The following is a 14274-nucleotide window of genomic DNA, read 5'->3' as shown; positions in this document are numbered from 1 at the left end:
GTCATGGCGGATACCTAAGAACAAAGAAGGTGAACTTAACGGGGGGTGGGGCAGGAGAGCCAACAGCGCTCCGCCATCACGGCCTCGATGCGCTGGCTGATCTCCGGCATGCTCAGCCCTTCTGCGCGCCAGCGGTGGCGCAGGGCGGCGATTTCTTCCACCCGCGCGTCCCATTCCGGGCCGAAACAGGATTCCAGCCCGCGCCGGACGCCCCGCGCCAGGCCGGGGGCGGCGCCGTTGGTGGAGACGGTGATGAGCAGGTCTCCGCGCCGCACTTCAGCGACTGAATGGAAGTCGCAGCCGGAGGGGACATCCTCGACATTCACCAGCACGCGCGCCGTGCGCGCGGCCTGTGCCAGTCCGGCGGCGAGCGGCTCGGGCAGATCGCTGATCCAGAGCAGGTGCAATTCGGCCAAGGCGGCGGCATCTGGCAGGCAGGGGCGGAGGAACGCCCCCGCCGCCGCGGCCAGGGCCGGCGTGGGCGCATCGGCGAACACGAGGACGGCTTCGGCCCCCGCGCGGCGCAACGCCAGCAGCCGGCGCAGGGTGAGCGCGCCATTGCCGGCAACGGCAAGCTGGAGGTGTTTCGGGTCGATGGCCAAGGGAATCATGAACTCTTAGAAAATGATTTTTTCCCCAAGATCAATGAGGCGCGAAAAATAAGCATATTCTTCTTTTCGTCTTGTGTGGGACAAAAACTTTTGGCGCTTCAGGCTGGATTATCGCAAAGTGAAACTTAGAAAATTTCTATCGGATTGGTGGGGTTATGGCCTGCCGGGGCGAGGGGGATGGCAAGGGCAGTGGCATCGCTACCCGATAGTTCGAGGACAAATACTGTGCCCAACGGGCCGGTTTGCGCCAGACTCAGCTCGCCGCCCTGGGCGCGCATGAGGTCGCGGGCGATGACAAGGCCGAGTCCCGAGCTGCCCTGGCGTCCCGAGCCGGAGAAGGGCTTGAACAGATTTTGCAGCACGCGCGGGGGCAGCCCGGGGCCGTAATCGGTTACGATAATTTTGTTGGCGCCGGGTTTGGTCTCTGCGGTAACCACCGCGGCCTTGGCGCCTGCCTCGGCCGCGTTGCGCAGCAGGTTGAGCAGCACACGGTAGATGTGCATGCGGTCCAGCGGCAGGACCAGACTGGCGGGGACAAGGTTCTCGATGGTGATGCCGGTGCCGTCCGGGCAGACCACCTGGGTGGCTTCGTCCACCACCTCGCGCAGGCAGACGGGCGTGCGGGTGATCGCGGGCGGTCCTTCGCGCGCGAAATCCACGGTGTGGCTGACCAACTGGGCGGCGCGTTCCACCGCGGGGACCAGCGTGCGCGCGGCGCGCTGGACCGTGGGGTCGGTGCTGTCCTGCAGATGACCGGAGACGAGCAGCGCCGAGCTCAGGATGTTGCGCAGGTCATGGCTTATTTTTGTGACCGAGGTGCCCAGGGCGGCGAGACGGGCGTTGCGCCATAGGGCGGCGCGCATTGTCTCGAGCATGGTTTTCAGCTCCCGCGCGGCCTCGGCGATTTCATCGTCGCCCCGGCTGGCCAGCGCGGTCAGCGCGCTTTGCCCGGCGTGCTCCGGGTCGTTGCGGAAGCCGGAGATGCTCTCGGTCATAATACGCAAGGGACGAACCAGCAGCCGGTTGAGAGCGGCGAACACCAGCAGCCCGGTCACCAGCGCGACGACGGCCGAGATTACCGCCAGGTGCGAGGCGTAATTGCGCAACTCCTGGTTCAGACCGGTGCCGTTGACCTGAATCTCGACCATTATGTTGTTCTGCAGAGGGCTTGGCGCAATCACCTCCACCGGAGCGCTCTCCAGCCCCGCGATACGCTTGAGGGCGCACCAGGTGCTGCGGAGGACGGTTTCATCAGCCAGATAGAGCACCCGCGCCGGCGGCGTGGGGTGGAGGGGGAGGATTTGCAGCACTGTGCCGTCCGGCTCGGTCAGCTTGATCGACTCGATGCCTGATCGCTGCGCCAGCTGCTGATAGGCCGGTGGCACGAGACCGCCATTTTGCGAAGCGCCGGCCGAGAGGGCGGCGATATGCGCCAGGCTTATGCGTTGCCACATCCAGCTCTGGCGTTCATTGCCCAGGCTTGGCGTGAGCACCACCAGCTCGACAGCGAGAATGATCGCCACGGTTAGCCAGAGCACACGGCCCGAGAGGCTGCTCCCGAACAGCTCGAGCTGGAGATGGCGCATGTAGCTTCTGCGCGGGGGGCGCCTCATGCGGAAAGGACGATTCCGGCTGCCTCCCGTCCGGCGATGAACAGATTGTCGAGGAAGTTTTTCTCGGTGTTCATCTTGGAGGTCAGCGGATGGCGGGCGAGCGCGGCGTCGGCGGAAATATCGAGCAGCCGGACCTGCTTGGGCAGCAGCGCAACCTCGGCGTCCAGCGGGGCCTGGAAGGCGATTTCATGTAGGCGGTGGACAATGTCAGCCGTGCTGTTGGGCACGCCCTTGCGCACACGCGGCTGCGCGCGGATCAGCACCAGCTGCTCCGGGCGGGGAGAGAGCACGGGGGCGAGAGCCGGGTTGCAGGAGTAGCCGCCGTCCCAATAGTGGCGCCCGCCGATGTTCACGGCGGGAAACATCATCGGGATGCAGGCCGAGGCCAGCAACACGTCAACGCTTATCTCGCCGTTGTTGAATATCTTCGCGGTGCCGGATTCGACATCGGTCGCGGCGACGTAGAGGCGCGGCGCATCGGCGCTGCGGATGGCGTCCAGATCCAGCAGTTCGGCGAGCAGGGGGCCAAGCGGATTCTGCCCGAAGGGGTTAAGCTGGCCGGGGTTGAAGAGGCGCAACGCGCTGGTGATGCCGGCCCAGGCCATCTCGTTGCCCAGTTCCATCCCCTTGTCCCAGCCCCAGAGCCAGTCCATCGAAGCGTTCACGGGGCCGAAAATATGCGCCTCGGCGACCCGGTGCCATAATTTGCTGACCGCGGCGCGCGCGCCCTTCGGCCCGTTATGGACATAGCCCTGTACCGCCATGGCGGCGATCATCGCGCCGGAGGAGACGCCGGTGACGGCGGAAAAGGTCAGCCCGTCCTCCAAAAGGCGGTCCAGCGCGCCCCAGGTGAAGGCGCCATGCGCCCCGCCCCCTTGCAGGGCCAGAACGGTGCGCGGCCGAGTCGCTGAGGATATATGCATGGGAGCAAGCTGCACTTTGTAGCGGGCCAGAGCAAGCGCCGCCGCCTTTGCATTGACGGGGCGGCGCGCGCCGCCTATATCCCGGCCTCGTTGCGCCGGACCGGGGACGGTTCGGCCGAAACCTGTTTTATCAGCTTATATTAGCTATCGCCGGAGTGAATCACGTGAAACGGACCTATCAACCTTCCAAACTTGTCCGCAAGCGCCGGCATGGTTTCCGCGCCCGCATGGCAACCGTTGGCGGCCGCAAGGTTATCGCCAACCGCCGTGCCAAAGGCCGCGCTAAACTTTCTGCCTGATTTCCTCACCTCCCGCGCGCCTTTAAGGGCCTGACAATGCCCGCATTGTCTCCACCGGAAACGTTTAAGCGCCGCGCGGAGTTTCTGCGTATGGCGTCGCGCGGGCGGAAAATCGCAAAACCTGGTTTCGTGATGCAGTTTTGCACCACTGGAGGCCAGGCCCCTTTGCGGACCGGCTACACCGCCACCAAGAAAATCGGCAATGCCGTGGCGCGCAACCGCGCGCGGCGGCGGCTGAAAGAGGCTGCGCGGCTGACTTTGGCCGGGCGTGATCTCTCCGGTGTTGAACTGGTGTTGATCTGCCGGCAGGAAACGGGGCGTTTGCCGTTTGAAAAATTATGCGCCGGTATTGAATTGGCGCTCGCGGAGGGCCGCAAGTGAGCCCGGCGGCCTATATGCTCTCGGGTGCGATCCGCGTTTATGAATTAACATTGCGCCCTGTGATCGGCGCGAATTGCCGTTTTTACCCCTCCTGCAGCGCTTATGCGCGGGAGGCGATTTGCACGCACGGCGCCGGGCGCGGCAGTTTGCTGGCCGGGCGCCGGATTTTGCGCTGCCATCCCTGGCATCCGGGCGGCTTCGACCCGGTTCCACCACTCAAGGACTCGTAAAGCCCCATGGACCAGAAGCGCCTGATGGTTGCCATCGCCCTGTCACTCGGCATCATGCTGGTGTTTCAGTACGCGTTCCAGAAATATTTGCCGCATCCGGCGCCCGTGCCAACGCAGAGCACAACGCAGGTGCAGGGTGCGAGCGGCGCGCCCGCCAGCGCGGCCAGTCCGGCGGCGGTGGCCGCGGCCACTGGGCCAAGCCTGCCGGTTGACGCGCCGAAACTCTCCGGCAGCGTGGTGCTGACCGGCGCGGTGTTCGACGATGTCGTGCTGAAAAACTATCACGAGACGATCGCCAAGAATTCGCCGCTGGTGCAGATCCTCGGGCCGCGCGGCGGGCCGAAGCCGAGCTATGTGCAGTTTGGCTGGACCCCGGTTGGCGGGGTGAAAGTGCCCGGCGACTCCACGCTGTGGACCGCGAGCGCCGGTAAGCTCACGCCGCAGACGCCGGTGACCCTCTCCTGGGATAACGGCCAGGGGCTGACCTTTCAGCTGATCCTCTCGGTTGATGACAATTACATGTTCACGGTGAACCAGCAGGTGGTGAACCACACCGGCGCGGCGGTAAAACTGTTTCCGTGGTCGCGTGTTGTGCGCGATTATGTGCCAGCCGGACCCACGACTTATATATTGTTTGATGGCCCGCTCGGTGTGTTCAACAAGACGCTGAAGCAGGAATCCTATAAATCCTTGAAGTCTGATGGTGAGAAGGCGGCTGGCGGCGTCGCCTATAGCGAGACCAGCCCCGGCGGCTGGATCGGCATCACCGATAAATACTGGTTGACCGCCGTGGCGCCTGATCAGTCGGTGAAGTTCACCGGCACCATGAGCTATGGCACGGTCAGCGATGGCGGCGGCGGCGCGTATCAGACCTCGTTCATCACCGCGGACCCGCAGACAGTGGCGGCGGGCGCCACGGCGAGCCTGACCAGCCACCTGTTCACCGGTGCGAAAGTGGTGAAGATCCTCGATGCGTATCAGAGCGAATTCGGCATCCCCGATTTCTACAAGGCCGTGGATTTCGGGCATCTCTATATCATCACCAAACCGATCTTCTTCGCGCTGGACTGGCTGAACTCGCTGCTCGGCAATTTCGGCCTGGCGATCATCGTGTTCACGGTCGGCATCAAGCTGCTGTTCTTCCCGCTGGCGAGCTACTCTTATCGCTCGATGGGCAAGATGAAGCTGGTGCAGCCCAAGATTAAAGCCCTGCGCGAGCAGTATAAGGATGACAACGCCAAGATCCAGCAGGAGACCATGGCGCTCTACAAGGCGGAAAAGATCAACCCCGCCTCCGGCTGCTTGCCGATGCTGGTGCAGATTCCGGTGTTCTTCTCATTGTACAAGGTCATCTTCATCACCATCGAAATGCGCCAGGCGCCCTTCTTTGGCTGGATTCATGACCTCTCGATGCCAGACCCCACCAATTTGTTCAATCTGTTCGGGCTGATCCCTTTCGACCCCACCACGATAAGCCCGTTGCTGCATATCGGCGCGTTGCCGATCATCATGGGCTTCACCATGTTCCTCCAGCAACGGCTCAACCCGGCGCCGGCTGATCCGGTGCAGGCGCGCATGTTCCAGTTCATGCCGCTGATTTTCACCTTCATGCTGGCGCGCTCTCCTTCCGGCCTTGTGCTATACTGGGCCTGGAACAATCTTCTTTCGGTAGGACAACAATGGCTGATCATGCGCCAGGCGGGCAACCCACGGGCGGCGGTAGCGGCGAAAATATAGTTTTCGCGGCCGGGACTTTCAGCCCGGAGCAGCTGGAGGCGGGGCGGAAACTCTTCGCCTCGCATTGCGAGTTTTTCTATGCGGCGCAGGCGCTCGACCATCTGCCCGCGCCCAACGGGATTGAGGTCGCCTTCGCGGGACGCTCAAACGTTGGCAAATCCTCGTTGCTGAACGCGCTGACGGGGCGCAAGGCGTTGGCGCGCGTGTCGCACCAGCCGGGGCGCACCCGGCAGTTGAATTTCTTCCAAATGGAAGCTGCCCCCATCGTGCTGGTGGACATGCCGGGCTACGGCTATGCCGAGGCGCCGAAAGCCATCAAGCGTGACTGGCAGGGGCTGATGCTCGATTATTTGCGTGGGCGGCCGAACCTGCGCCGGGTGTTTCTACTGCTGGATGCGCGCATCGAGCTGAAACCCGCCGATGAGGTGGTGATGGAGCTGCTCGACCAGTCGGCGGTGGCCTACCAGCTGGTGTTGACCAAGGCTGATGACGTGAAGCCGGCGGGGCTGCGCCGCAAGCAGGAGGAGATCACCGCGCTGGCGAAGGAGCACCCGGCGGCGCTGCCGTTCGTGCTTACCACCTCCAGCACCACGGGGCTTGGCATGGATGATTTGCGCGCCAGCATCGCGGGCTTTATTTAGCAGCAGAGTTTTTCCAGGAGCCGAGATGAATACCGAGGAGCTGAAATCCGCCGCCGCCCAGGCGCATATTGTCGCCAGCGCGCTGCCGTTTCTGCGCCGCTATGCGGGCGCCACCATCGTGGTGAAATACGGCGGGCATGCGATGGGCGAGGATATTCTGGCGGGCGAATTCGGCCGCGACATCGCGTTGCTCAAACAGGTCGGCATCAATCCGGTGATCGTGCATGGCGGCGGGCCGCAGATTAACGCCATGCTGGACCGGCTGGCGATCAAATCCAACTTCATCGACGGGCTGCGCGTGACCGATGCCGCCATGGTTGAGGTGGTGGAAATGGTGCTGGCGGGCAGCGTGAACAAGCAGGTGGCGGGGTTGATCAACCGCGCCGGCGCGCTGGCGGTGGGGATTTCGGGAAAGGATGGCGGGTTGATCCGCGCGCGCAAAATGCACCGCACCAAGAAGGACCCGGATTCGCATATTGAGAGCGTGCTGGATCTTGGCTTTGTCGGCGAGCCCGCGTTCATCGACACGCGCGTGATCCATGCGCTGACCGGCGCCGGGCTGATCCCCGTGATCGCGCCCGTGGGCACAGGCGAGAACGGCGAGACTTATAATATCAATGCTGACACTGCTGCCGGGGCGATCGCTGGCGCGCTGAACGCCAACCGGCTGCTGATGCTCACCGATGTGCCCGGCGTGCTGGACAAGACCAAGAAGCTGATGCCGGATTTGTCGCTGGCGCAGATCCAAGCGCTGATCGCCGATGGCACCATCTCGGGCGGGATGATTCCGAAGGTGGAGACCTGCATGGAGGCTGTCACGCTCGGGGTCAAAGGGGCGACGATCCTCGATGGAAGGGTGCCGCATGCGCTGCTGCTGGAGCTTTTCACTGATGGCGGCATCGGGACGATGATCCACAAATAGCCGTGGTGCCAGGGGGCAAAACCCCCTGGCCGTGCCGCGGCTTTTACATCCCGCCCGGATAGTTGGGGCCGCCAGCGCCTTCCGGCACCACCCAGTTGATGTTCTGGGTGGGGTCCTTGATGTCGCAGGTTTTGCAGTGGACGCAGTTTTGCGCGTTGATCTGCAACTGCGGGTTGCCTTTGTCCTCACCGACGATTTCATATACGCCGGCCGGGCAATAGCGGGTCTCCGGGCTGGCGTATTCTTTATAGTTGACGCTGATGGCCTTGCTGGCATCGAGCAGGGTGAGGTGGGGCGGCTGGTTTTCCTCGTGGTTGGTGTTGGAGAGGAAGACGGAGGACAGCCGGTCGAAGGTGAGCTTGCCGTCTGGTTTGGGGTAGTCGATCGGCTGGCAGTCCTTGGCTTTTTTGAGCTGCAGGTGGTCGGCGTGGTTTTTCAGGGTCCAGGGGGCCTTGCCGCGGAAGATGTAGGTGTCGATGGCGGCGTTGATCATGCCGCCGTAAAAACCCCATTTGGCGAAACCGGGGCGCACATTGCGCACGCTGTGCAGCTCGGGCCAGACCCAGCTGGCTTCCAGCTTGGTGGCGTAAGCGGTGACTTCGTCAGGGCGCTCGCCGGCCAGGGCCTCGGCGATGGCTTCGGCGGCGACCATGCCGGATTTCATCGCGGTGTGGCTGCCTTTGATCTTGGGCACGTTAAGGGTGCCCGCGGCGCAGCCAATGAGCACGCCACCGGGGAAGGTGAGTTTCGGCAGGGACTGGAAGCCCCCCTCATTGAGCGCGCGCGCGCCGTAGGAGATGCGCTTGGCGCCCTCGAAGAACGGCGCGATGGCCGGGTGGGTTTTGGAGCGCTGCATCTCCTGGAAGGGCGAGAGATAGGGATTTTTGTAGTCCAGCCCAACGACGAAACAGTAGGCCATGAGGTTTTCGCCGAAGAAGTAGATGGCCGAACCGCCATAGGTGTCGGACTTTAAGGGCCAGCCGACGCTGTGGATGGTGAGGCCCTTTTTGAAGTGCTCGGGTTTGACCTCCCAGAGTTCCTTGATGCCGATGCCGTAGGTCTGCGGGTCGTTTTTGGCGTTGAGGCCGAATTTGGCCATCAACTGCTTGGAAAGCGAGCCGCGGCAGCCTTCGGCGAAGATTGTGTAGGTGGCGCGCAGCTCCATGCCGCGCTGGAAGTTGCCGGTGGGCTTGCCGTCCTTGCCGATGCCCATGTCACCGGTGGCCACGCCCGCGACTCGCTCACCCTCGAAGAGCACTTCAGCCGCGGCAAAACCGGGGTAGATCTCCACGCCGAGTTCTTCCGCCTGCTGGCCGAGCCAGCGCACCACATTGCCGAGCGAGACGATGTAGTTGCCGTGGTTCTCCATGGTCGGTGGGGTGAGGGGCGAGGTGTAGGCCTTGGTCGCGGTGAGATACATGAAGCGATCCTCGGACACCGGGGTGGCGAGCGGGATCAGCGAGGGGTCGCATTCTGGGAAGAGCTCCAGCAGGGCGCGCGGCTCCAGCACCGCGCCGGAGAGGGTGTGGGCGCCGATCTCCCCGCCTTTTTCCACCACGCAGACGGAAAGCTCCGGGTTGAGTTGTTTGAGCTTGACGGCGGCGGATAGGCCGGCAGGGCCGGCGCCGACCACCAGGACATCGAACTCCATCGCCTCGCGCGGTTCCATCTGGTCTGACATCTCGTTACCTCCTGTTGTGCTGGGAGTCGTATAAGGAAACTTGTTAGCTTGCGTAAAGTCTCGGCCGTGAGGCCGCTGGCTGGGTAAAGGGTTAAAATCATATTGGCGGTTATTTCAATCGCGGGAGGTATGGTTAAGTATGGATATATGGATTTGATCGAGGCGCTGCGCCTGCAAGTGGAGTGGGGGGCTGACGAGGCGCTGCTGGATGCGCCGCAGGACCGGCGCGCGGCCGCGCCTGCCGCCTCTGCCAGCGCTCCCGTGCAGGCGGGGCCTGCGGCTGGGCGGGTTCATGCCCCCCGCCATGTTGCGCGCCATGCCACGGTGTTGCCCGCCGGGCCGGCGCAGGCCGCGAAAGTGGCGGAGGGTTGCGAGAGCCTGGAAGCCTTGCAGGCGGCCTTGGCGGGATTTACCGGCTGCGCCCTGCGCGATACCGCGACACAGTTGGTCTTCGCCGATGGTGCGGCGGATGCGCGGTTGGTGGTGGTGGGTGAGGCGCCTGGCGCGGAGGAAGACCGCGCGGGCAGGCCGTTTGTGGGGCCGGCCGGGCAACTGCTGGATAAAATGCTGGGCAGCATCGGGCTGGACCGCGCCACGGTGCGCATTATCAACACCGTGCCGTGGCGCCCGCCGGGCGACCGGCCGCCAACCGAGGCCGAGGTGGCTGTTTGCCTCCCGTTTCTGCTGCGCCATATCGCCTTGGTGCGGCCGCGCGCGCTGCTGTTGCTGGGCGCGGTGGCTGCCAGGGCGGTGCTGCCGGAGCCGGAGCGCGGACTGGGGATAAGGCGGCTGCGCGGCGCGTGGCGGCAGGTGGAAATACCGGGTCTGGCGGCGCCGATTCCGTGTCTGCCGAGCTACCATCCGGCGTATTTGTTGCGCATGCCCTCGGCCAAGGCAGAAGCGTGGCGGGACTTATTGCAGCTGCGAGAATTTTTGGAATTGCTATCCACCCAGGGTTAAATTGCGCTAATATCACGAAATCGTGATCTAAGAGTCGGGGCGTAACTCCCGGAAACTGCTAAAAACGTCTCGTGCCACGAGAAACGTCTCACCGGTAGGTCTTGCGTCACAAGGGGTGACTGTGTAGGGAGTTTTCCTATGCGAGGAGCCCTCAACATGCTCTCCCGCCTGAACGTCACCCGGCTCGCTTTGGCCACGGTGTCAGTTTTTGCCCTCGGGCTCGTGGTCCCCACGAGTGCGGCGGCGAAGTCCTCTGATTGGGGACAAGGTACGGGACCGATGCCGCCCCCCTCAGCGCCCGCCAGCGCAACAGGCGGGGAGACTGTCGCTTATGCGGTGCCGCGTAACGCCCCCTCTCCTGACGTTGAAATTGTACTGCCTGAACCGCTGCCGCCGAGCGCCGTGGCGATGTATCAGCGTATTCTCGCGGCCCAATCGGCCGGAGCGTTCAGCGAGGCGGACCGGTTGATCAGCCGGTTGGACGATCCCACCTTGGTGGGGCCTGTTCTGGCGCAGCGGTATCTGAGCAATAATTATATCACCAAGCCGGCTGAGCTGCTGGCTTGGTACGCGCAATACAGCAGCCAGCCGGAGGCGCCGGATATTTACGCGCTGATGCAGCACAAACTGCGCGCGGATCAGATGCCGCCGGCCCCCGTGGTCGCGCTGCTGCCAGAAGCCACAATTACCGCGGGCGCCGCGGCGCGCCCCGTCACCGCGCCGGACAGCTACAGCTGGCACCGGCAGTTCATGTCCGGTATCCAGGCCTGGGAAAAGGGTGACCTGAGCGCCGCCGCCACGGCTTTTGACAGCTCGGCCGCAATGGCCGGGATTTCCAGTGACGAGCGCGCCGCCAGCCAGTTCTGGGCGGCCCGTGCCGCGCTGCGGATGCAGCAGCCGGAGGCCTATCTCAACTGGCTGCACCAGGCGGCCTGGTCGGGCGATACGTTCTACGGCATGCTGGCCGGGCGCCTGCTGGGCCAGGGCTTCGGCCCCACCGGCATCGCCGCGACGCTGACGGAAGCCGATATCACCGCTGTGGACGCCATCCCTGACGGGCATCTGGCCTTCGCCTTGTTGCAGATTGGCGCGGATGACCAGGCGGCGGTGGCGTTGCGCGCGCTCTGGCCGCAGATTCAGGCCAACCCGGCCCTCGGCCGGGCCGTGATGGCGGTGGCCGCCCGCGCCGGGCTGGTGGATGTGACCATCGCCATTGCCAGCCAGCTGCCAAACCCGGTTGATGAGATTGCGGGCGCGCGCCTGCCGCTGCCGGCCCTGCACCCGGATGGCGGATTCACGGTTGACCCGGCGCTGGTCTATGCGGTGGCGCGCACGGAATCGGGCTTCAACGAGACGGCTGTTTCGCGCTGCGGCGCGCGCGGGCTGATGCAGCTTATGCCGGTCACGGCTTCTTATGTCCGCCGGCAGGAGGGGGTGAGCGGCTCGCTGGACGATCCTTCGGCCAATCTTGCCCTGGGGCAGGGATATATCCGCTATCTGGGCGCGCAGCCGGGGATTAAAGGCAATCTGCTGGCGATTCTGGCCAGCTACAATGCCGGGCCGAATGCCGCCGCCGGGTGGACCTCGCAGGATGAAGGCGATCCGCTGCTCTTCATCGAGACCATTCCCAATGATGAAACCCGCCGCTTCGTGCGCCAGGTGATGGCTGACAGCTGGCTGTACGCCGAGGAGATCGGGCTGAAGCCCGAAAGCCTGGACCAGCTGGCGGAAGGGGATTTTCCGACGTTGAACCAGAATTTTTATACCGCATCGGCAAACTGAGGCATGGCCGGGATTGACGAGAGCCGCGTTTTTCTCCCCGTGAACATTGCGGTGGCGACTATTTCGGACACCCGCACAGCGGCGAACGACACCTCAGGCGACACGCTGGCCGCGCGCGTTGTGGCGGGCGGGCATGTGCTGGCGGCGCGCGCGATCATCCGCGACGATGCCCGCGCCATCGAGATGCAACTGCGCGGCTGGATCGCGGACCCGGCGGTTGACGTGATCATCACCACCGGGGGGACCGGCATAACCGGGCGGGATGTAACGCCCGAGGCGTTCGCGCGCGTGCTGGAGAAGACAATTGAAGGGTTTGGCGAGCTGTTTCGCATGCTCTCCTACCAGAAGATCGGTACCTCCACCATGCAGTCCCGCGCGCTGGGCGGGGTGGCAAGCGGCACTTATCTGTTCGCCCTGCCCGGCAGCACCGGCGCGGTGAAGGACGGCTGGGACGATATTTTGCGCTACCAGCTCGATTCGCGGCACCGCCCCTGCAATTTGGTGGAGCTGATGCCGCGGCTGAAGGAACATCTGCCGGGTTAGGGCGCCGCGCCGCGCCGCCGGTTGAGCCAACAGGCCCGCCAAAACAGACCTGGACGAAGGGGGCGCAAGCCGCGCGATGATTCTTGGCCGGCGGCAGATCCCCGCTCTTGCAAACCGGACAGGCGCGCCAAAATGAGCAACTATGCCGTGCGCGAGGGCGGCCCGAGGCGGTGCAGGGTGCTGGCAAGAGCATCCGCGCCGCCGTAGGCCGGAAGCATCCGCCGTGACAATTTCCCGATGGCCAGCGCCACCCGGCGCGCGGGGTAACGCTCGAAAAATGCCTCTTATCCGATGCGCCGGCCGGCGGCATCCACTACGGCTTGCCCGTCCTCCTTGGTGAAGGCGCCTTGCTGCGGGGCGGGCAGCAGTTCCAGCACCACCTCTGACGGGCGGCAGCTTTTGGTGCCCTTGGGGGTAACAACCACGGGGCGGTTGAGCAGGAGCGGGTGCGCGGCGATGGCGTCAAGAATCGTGTCATCGGCCACACCGGCGTTGAGGCCAAGCTCGGCAGCGCGTGGTTCCTTCTCGCGCAGCAGCGCGCGCGCCCCGCCCGCCTGTTCGGCCAGAACCGCCAGTTCCGCGCGGCTGGGCGGGGTTTTCAGGTATTCGATCACCACGGGTTCGATACCGGCGTTGCGGATCATCGCCAGCGTGTTGCGCGAGGTGCCGCAGGCGGGGTTGTGGTAGATGGTGACGGACATGGCGGAGGCTCTCAGTTGGCGCGGGGCTGCATTGGCGGAAAAGATTGAGCTGCTTTTAATACAATCCGCCGAGGGATTTATCGATGGCCGAGGGCGCGGGCGCGGCGGACGTACCAGGCGCGGCTGGCGTTGCGGGTGTTCCCGGCGCTCCGGGGGTGGCGGGGGTAAGGTTATCGGTGCCGCCGAGCAGGCTGTTGTTCGCCTGGGCGCCTGGGGTCTGCCCGGGTTTGAAGGCTTCGCTCACCATGGTGCCGTCAGGCTCGGGCACTTGTTGCAGGGTCATGCCGGCGGGGGCGGGGAAGTCCATATCCGGCTGGTTGGCGAGGGCCACCTTCATGTATTCGTTCCAGATAGGGCCGCAGACATTGCCGCCGGTCTGGTTGTTGCCCAGGCTGGCCGGGGTGTCGTAGCCAACCCAGCAGCCGGTGAGCACGCCGGGGGTAAAGCCGATGAACCATGCGTCGTTGAAATTATTCGTGGTGCCGGTCTTGCCGGCAACCGGCTGGCTTATCCCCTCCACGGCGGGGACGCCGGTGCCGCGCAGCACCACGCCTTTCATCATGGTGAGCATCTGAAACACTGAATCAGGATCAGCCAGCTGCGCGCCGGAATAGTCGACAATGGGCGGTTGTGAGGGGTCGCCGTTCGTGCAGTTGTCGCAACTTTGGTTTTGCGCCTGGTAGAGCACCTTGCCGTCCGGGCCGGTGACACTGTCAATCAGCGATGGTTGCACCTGCCGGCCGTATTCATCGAGCGTGGCGTAGGCGGCGGCCATTTTCCACAGGGTGGTGTCGATCGCGCCGATCGCGGAGGGGTAATAGGGGGGCATCTGGTCGATGATGCCGAAGCTCTGGAAGGTTTGCGCGATGTTATCCAGGCCGATCTGGCGGGCCAGATGCAGGGTGGCGAGGTTGAGCGACTGCTCCAGCGCGTGGAAAATGGGCACCGGGCCCTGGAAACTGTCTTCGTAGTTGCCGGGGCGGTAGGTGGTGCCGTTGGACATTTGCTGTACGAAGGGGGCATCCAGCACCGGGGCGTCGGGCTGTAAGCCCTGCTCCATGGCGGTGAGGTAGACCAGCGGCTTCACCGAGGAGCCGGGCTGGCGCTGCGCCTGGATTACCCGGTTGAAGGGGCTGATGTCGTGGCTCCAGCCGCCGACCATGGCGAGCACGCGCCCGGTGCGCGGGTCCATGGAGATCAACGCGCCCTGGACCTTGGGGATTTGTTCCAGCGCCAGGGTCTTGCCGCCG

General features: G+C 64.3%; 15 protein-coding genes. 9 read left to right on the top strand and 6 right to left on the bottom strand.

Annotated elements, in window-relative coordinates:
- Window positions 1-35 precede the first annotated feature (35 nt).
- The 3 genes from HKL97_RS08995 to HKL97_RS08985 form a co-directional block, all read right to left on the bottom strand.
- Entirely contained in the window at window positions 36-611 is a 576-nt protein-coding gene (locus HKL97_RS08995) for a bifunctional precorrin-2 dehydrogenase/sirohydrochlorin ferrochelatase (protein WP_291424541.1), read from the bottom strand.
- 125 nt (window positions 612-736) lie between these two features.
- A complete protein-coding gene (locus HKL97_RS08990; RefSeq protein ID WP_291424539.1) occupies window positions 737-2197 on the bottom strand; it encodes a HAMP domain-containing sensor histidine kinase in 1461 nt (486 codons plus the stop codon).
- Between the two features lie 23 nt (window positions 2198-2220).
- Entirely contained in the window at window positions 2221-3147 is a 927-nt protein-coding gene (locus HKL97_RS08985) for a patatin-like phospholipase family protein (RefSeq protein ID WP_291424537.1), read from the bottom strand.
- A 164-nt stretch (window positions 3148-3311) separates the two neighbouring features.
- Between HKL97_RS08985 and rpmH the strand changes: the two genes are divergently transcribed.
- From rpmH to argB, 6 genes are read left to right on the top strand one after another with little or no spacing between them, the layout of a single operon-like run.
- Complete coding sequence (rpmH, locus tag HKL97_RS08980; protein ID WP_284259385.1) at window positions 3312-3446, top strand: 50S ribosomal protein L34; 135 nt, start codon at window positions 3312-3314, stop codon at window positions 3444-3446.
- Window positions 3447-3482: 36 nt separating this feature from the next.
- Complete coding sequence (gene rnpA, locus HKL97_RS08975; protein WP_291424530.1) at window positions 3483-3827, top strand: ribonuclease P protein component; 345 nt, start codon at window positions 3483-3485, stop codon at window positions 3825-3827.
- Window positions 3828-3841: 14 nt separating this feature from the next.
- Complete coding sequence (yidD, locus tag HKL97_RS08970) at window positions 3842-4057, top strand: membrane protein insertion efficiency factor YidD (protein WP_408820918.1); 216 nt, start codon at window positions 3842-3844, stop codon at window positions 4055-4057.
- Window positions 4058-4063: 6 nt separating this feature from the next.
- Window positions 4064-5794 (top strand): membrane protein insertase YidC, encoded by a 1731-nt coding sequence (gene yidC / locus HKL97_RS08965; protein WP_291424526.1) that lies wholly within the window; start codon window positions 4064-4066, stop codon window positions 5792-5794.
- Window positions 5737-6435, top strand: a complete 699-nt coding sequence (yihA, locus tag HKL97_RS08960) for a ribosome biogenesis GTP-binding protein YihA/YsxC (RefSeq protein ID WP_291424524.1) — start codon at window positions 5737-5739, stop codon at window positions 6433-6435. The genes yidC and yihA overlap by 58 nt, the downstream gene beginning before the upstream one ends.
- A 25-nt stretch (window positions 6436-6460) precedes the next feature.
- Window positions 6461-7357, top strand: coding sequence for an acetylglutamate kinase (gene argB / locus HKL97_RS08955; protein ID WP_291424522.1), 897 nt, complete (start codon window positions 6461-6463; stop codon window positions 7355-7357).
- 43 nt (window positions 7358-7400) lie between these two features.
- Here the strand turns inward: argB and HKL97_RS08950 are convergent, their stop codons facing one another.
- Window positions 7401-9038, bottom strand: a complete 1638-nt coding sequence (locus HKL97_RS08950) for an electron transfer flavoprotein-ubiquinone oxidoreductase (protein WP_291424520.1) — start codon at window positions 9036-9038, stop codon at window positions 7401-7403.
- 129 nt (window positions 9039-9167) lie between these two features.
- Between HKL97_RS08950 and HKL97_RS08945 the strand changes: the two genes are divergently transcribed.
- From HKL97_RS08945 to moaB, 3 genes are all read left to right on the top strand, one after another.
- Window positions 9168-9998, top strand: a complete 831-nt coding sequence (locus tag HKL97_RS08945; protein ID WP_291424518.1) for a uracil-DNA glycosylase family protein — start codon at window positions 9168-9170, stop codon at window positions 9996-9998.
- A gap of 138 nt (window positions 9999-10136) precedes the next feature.
- Window positions 10137-11780: a lytic transglycosylase domain-containing protein gene (locus HKL97_RS08940; protein ID WP_291424516.1), complete on the top strand. Its 1644-nt coding sequence runs from the start codon at window positions 10137-10139 to the stop codon at window positions 11778-11780.
- A 3-nt stretch (window positions 11781-11783) separates the two neighbouring features.
- The gene (gene moaB / locus HKL97_RS08935) at window positions 11784-12323 is read left to right on the top strand and encodes a molybdenum cofactor biosynthesis protein B (protein WP_291424514.1); all 540 of its coding nucleotides are present in this window, start codon (window positions 11784-11786) and stop codon (window positions 12321-12323) included.
- 284 nt (window positions 12324-12607) lie between these two features.
- Here the strand turns inward: moaB and arsC are convergent, their stop codons facing one another.
- Window positions 12608-13024, bottom strand: a complete 417-nt coding sequence (gene arsC, locus HKL97_RS08930; protein WP_291424512.1) for an arsenate reductase (glutaredoxin) — start codon at window positions 13022-13024, stop codon at window positions 12608-12610.
- Window positions 13025-13079: 55 nt separating this feature from the next.
- A partial coding sequence (locus HKL97_RS08925) for a penicillin-binding transpeptidase domain-containing protein (protein WP_291424510.1) occupies window positions 13080-14274 on the bottom strand: 1195 nt, incomplete at its 5' end.

Origin of the sequence: Acidocella sp., from assembly GCF_013044125.1 — a bacterium.
In the GTDB taxonomy this organism is placed as follows: Bacteria; Pseudomonadota; Alphaproteobacteria; order Acetobacterales; family Acetobacteraceae; genus Acidocella.
The sequence above is the reverse complement of the archived record's forward strand: the minus strand, read 5'-3'. Positions and strand labels throughout refer to the sequence as shown.

Bases quoted from the DNA above. Each gene is read 5' to 3' on its own strand.
- argB (WP_291424522.1), top strand. From the start codon at position 6,461: ATGAATACCGAGGAGCTGAAATCCGCCGCCGCCCAGGCGCATATTGTC.
- HKL97_RS08940 (WP_291424516.1), top strand. From the start codon at position 10,137: ATGCGAGGAGCCCTCAACATGCTCTCCCGCCTGAACGTCACCCGGCTC.
- yihA (WP_291424524.1), top strand. From the start codon at position 5,737: ATGGCTGATCATGCGCCAGGCGGGCAACCCACGGGCGGCGGTAGCGGC.
- HKL97_RS08990 (WP_291424539.1), bottom strand. From the start codon at position 2,197: ATGCGCCATCTCCAGCTCGAGCTGTTCGGGAGCAGCCTCTCGGGCCGT.
- HKL97_RS08950 (WP_291424520.1), bottom strand. From the start codon at position 9,038: ATGTCAGACCAGATGGAACCGCGCGAGGCGATGGAGTTCGATGTCCTG.
- arsC (WP_291424512.1), bottom strand. From the start codon at position 13,024: ATGTCCGTCACCATCTACCACAACCCCGCCTGCGGCACCTCGCGCAAC.
- rnpA (WP_291424530.1), top strand. From the start codon at position 3,483: ATGCCCGCATTGTCTCCACCGGAAACGTTTAAGCGCCGCGCGGAGTTT.
- moaB (WP_291424514.1), top strand. From the start codon at position 11,784: ATGGCCGGGATTGACGAGAGCCGCGTTTTTCTCCCCGTGAACATTGCG.
- HKL97_RS08945 (WP_291424518.1), top strand. From the start codon at position 9,168: ATGGTTAAGTATGGATATATGGATTTGATCGAGGCGCTGCGCCTGCAA.
- yidC (WP_291424526.1), top strand. From the start codon at position 4,064: ATGGACCAGAAGCGCCTGATGGTTGCCATCGCCCTGTCACTCGGCATC.
- yidD (WP_408820918.1), top strand. From the start codon at position 3,842: ATGCTCTCGGGTGCGATCCGCGTTTATGAATTAACATTGCGCCCTGTG.
- HKL97_RS08995 (WP_291424541.1), bottom strand. From the start codon at position 611: ATGATTCCCTTGGCCATCGACCCGAAACACCTCCAGCTTGCCGTTGCC.
- HKL97_RS08985 (WP_291424537.1), bottom strand. From the start codon at position 3,147: ATGCATATATCCTCAGCGACTCGGCCGCGCACCGTTCTGGCCCTGCAA.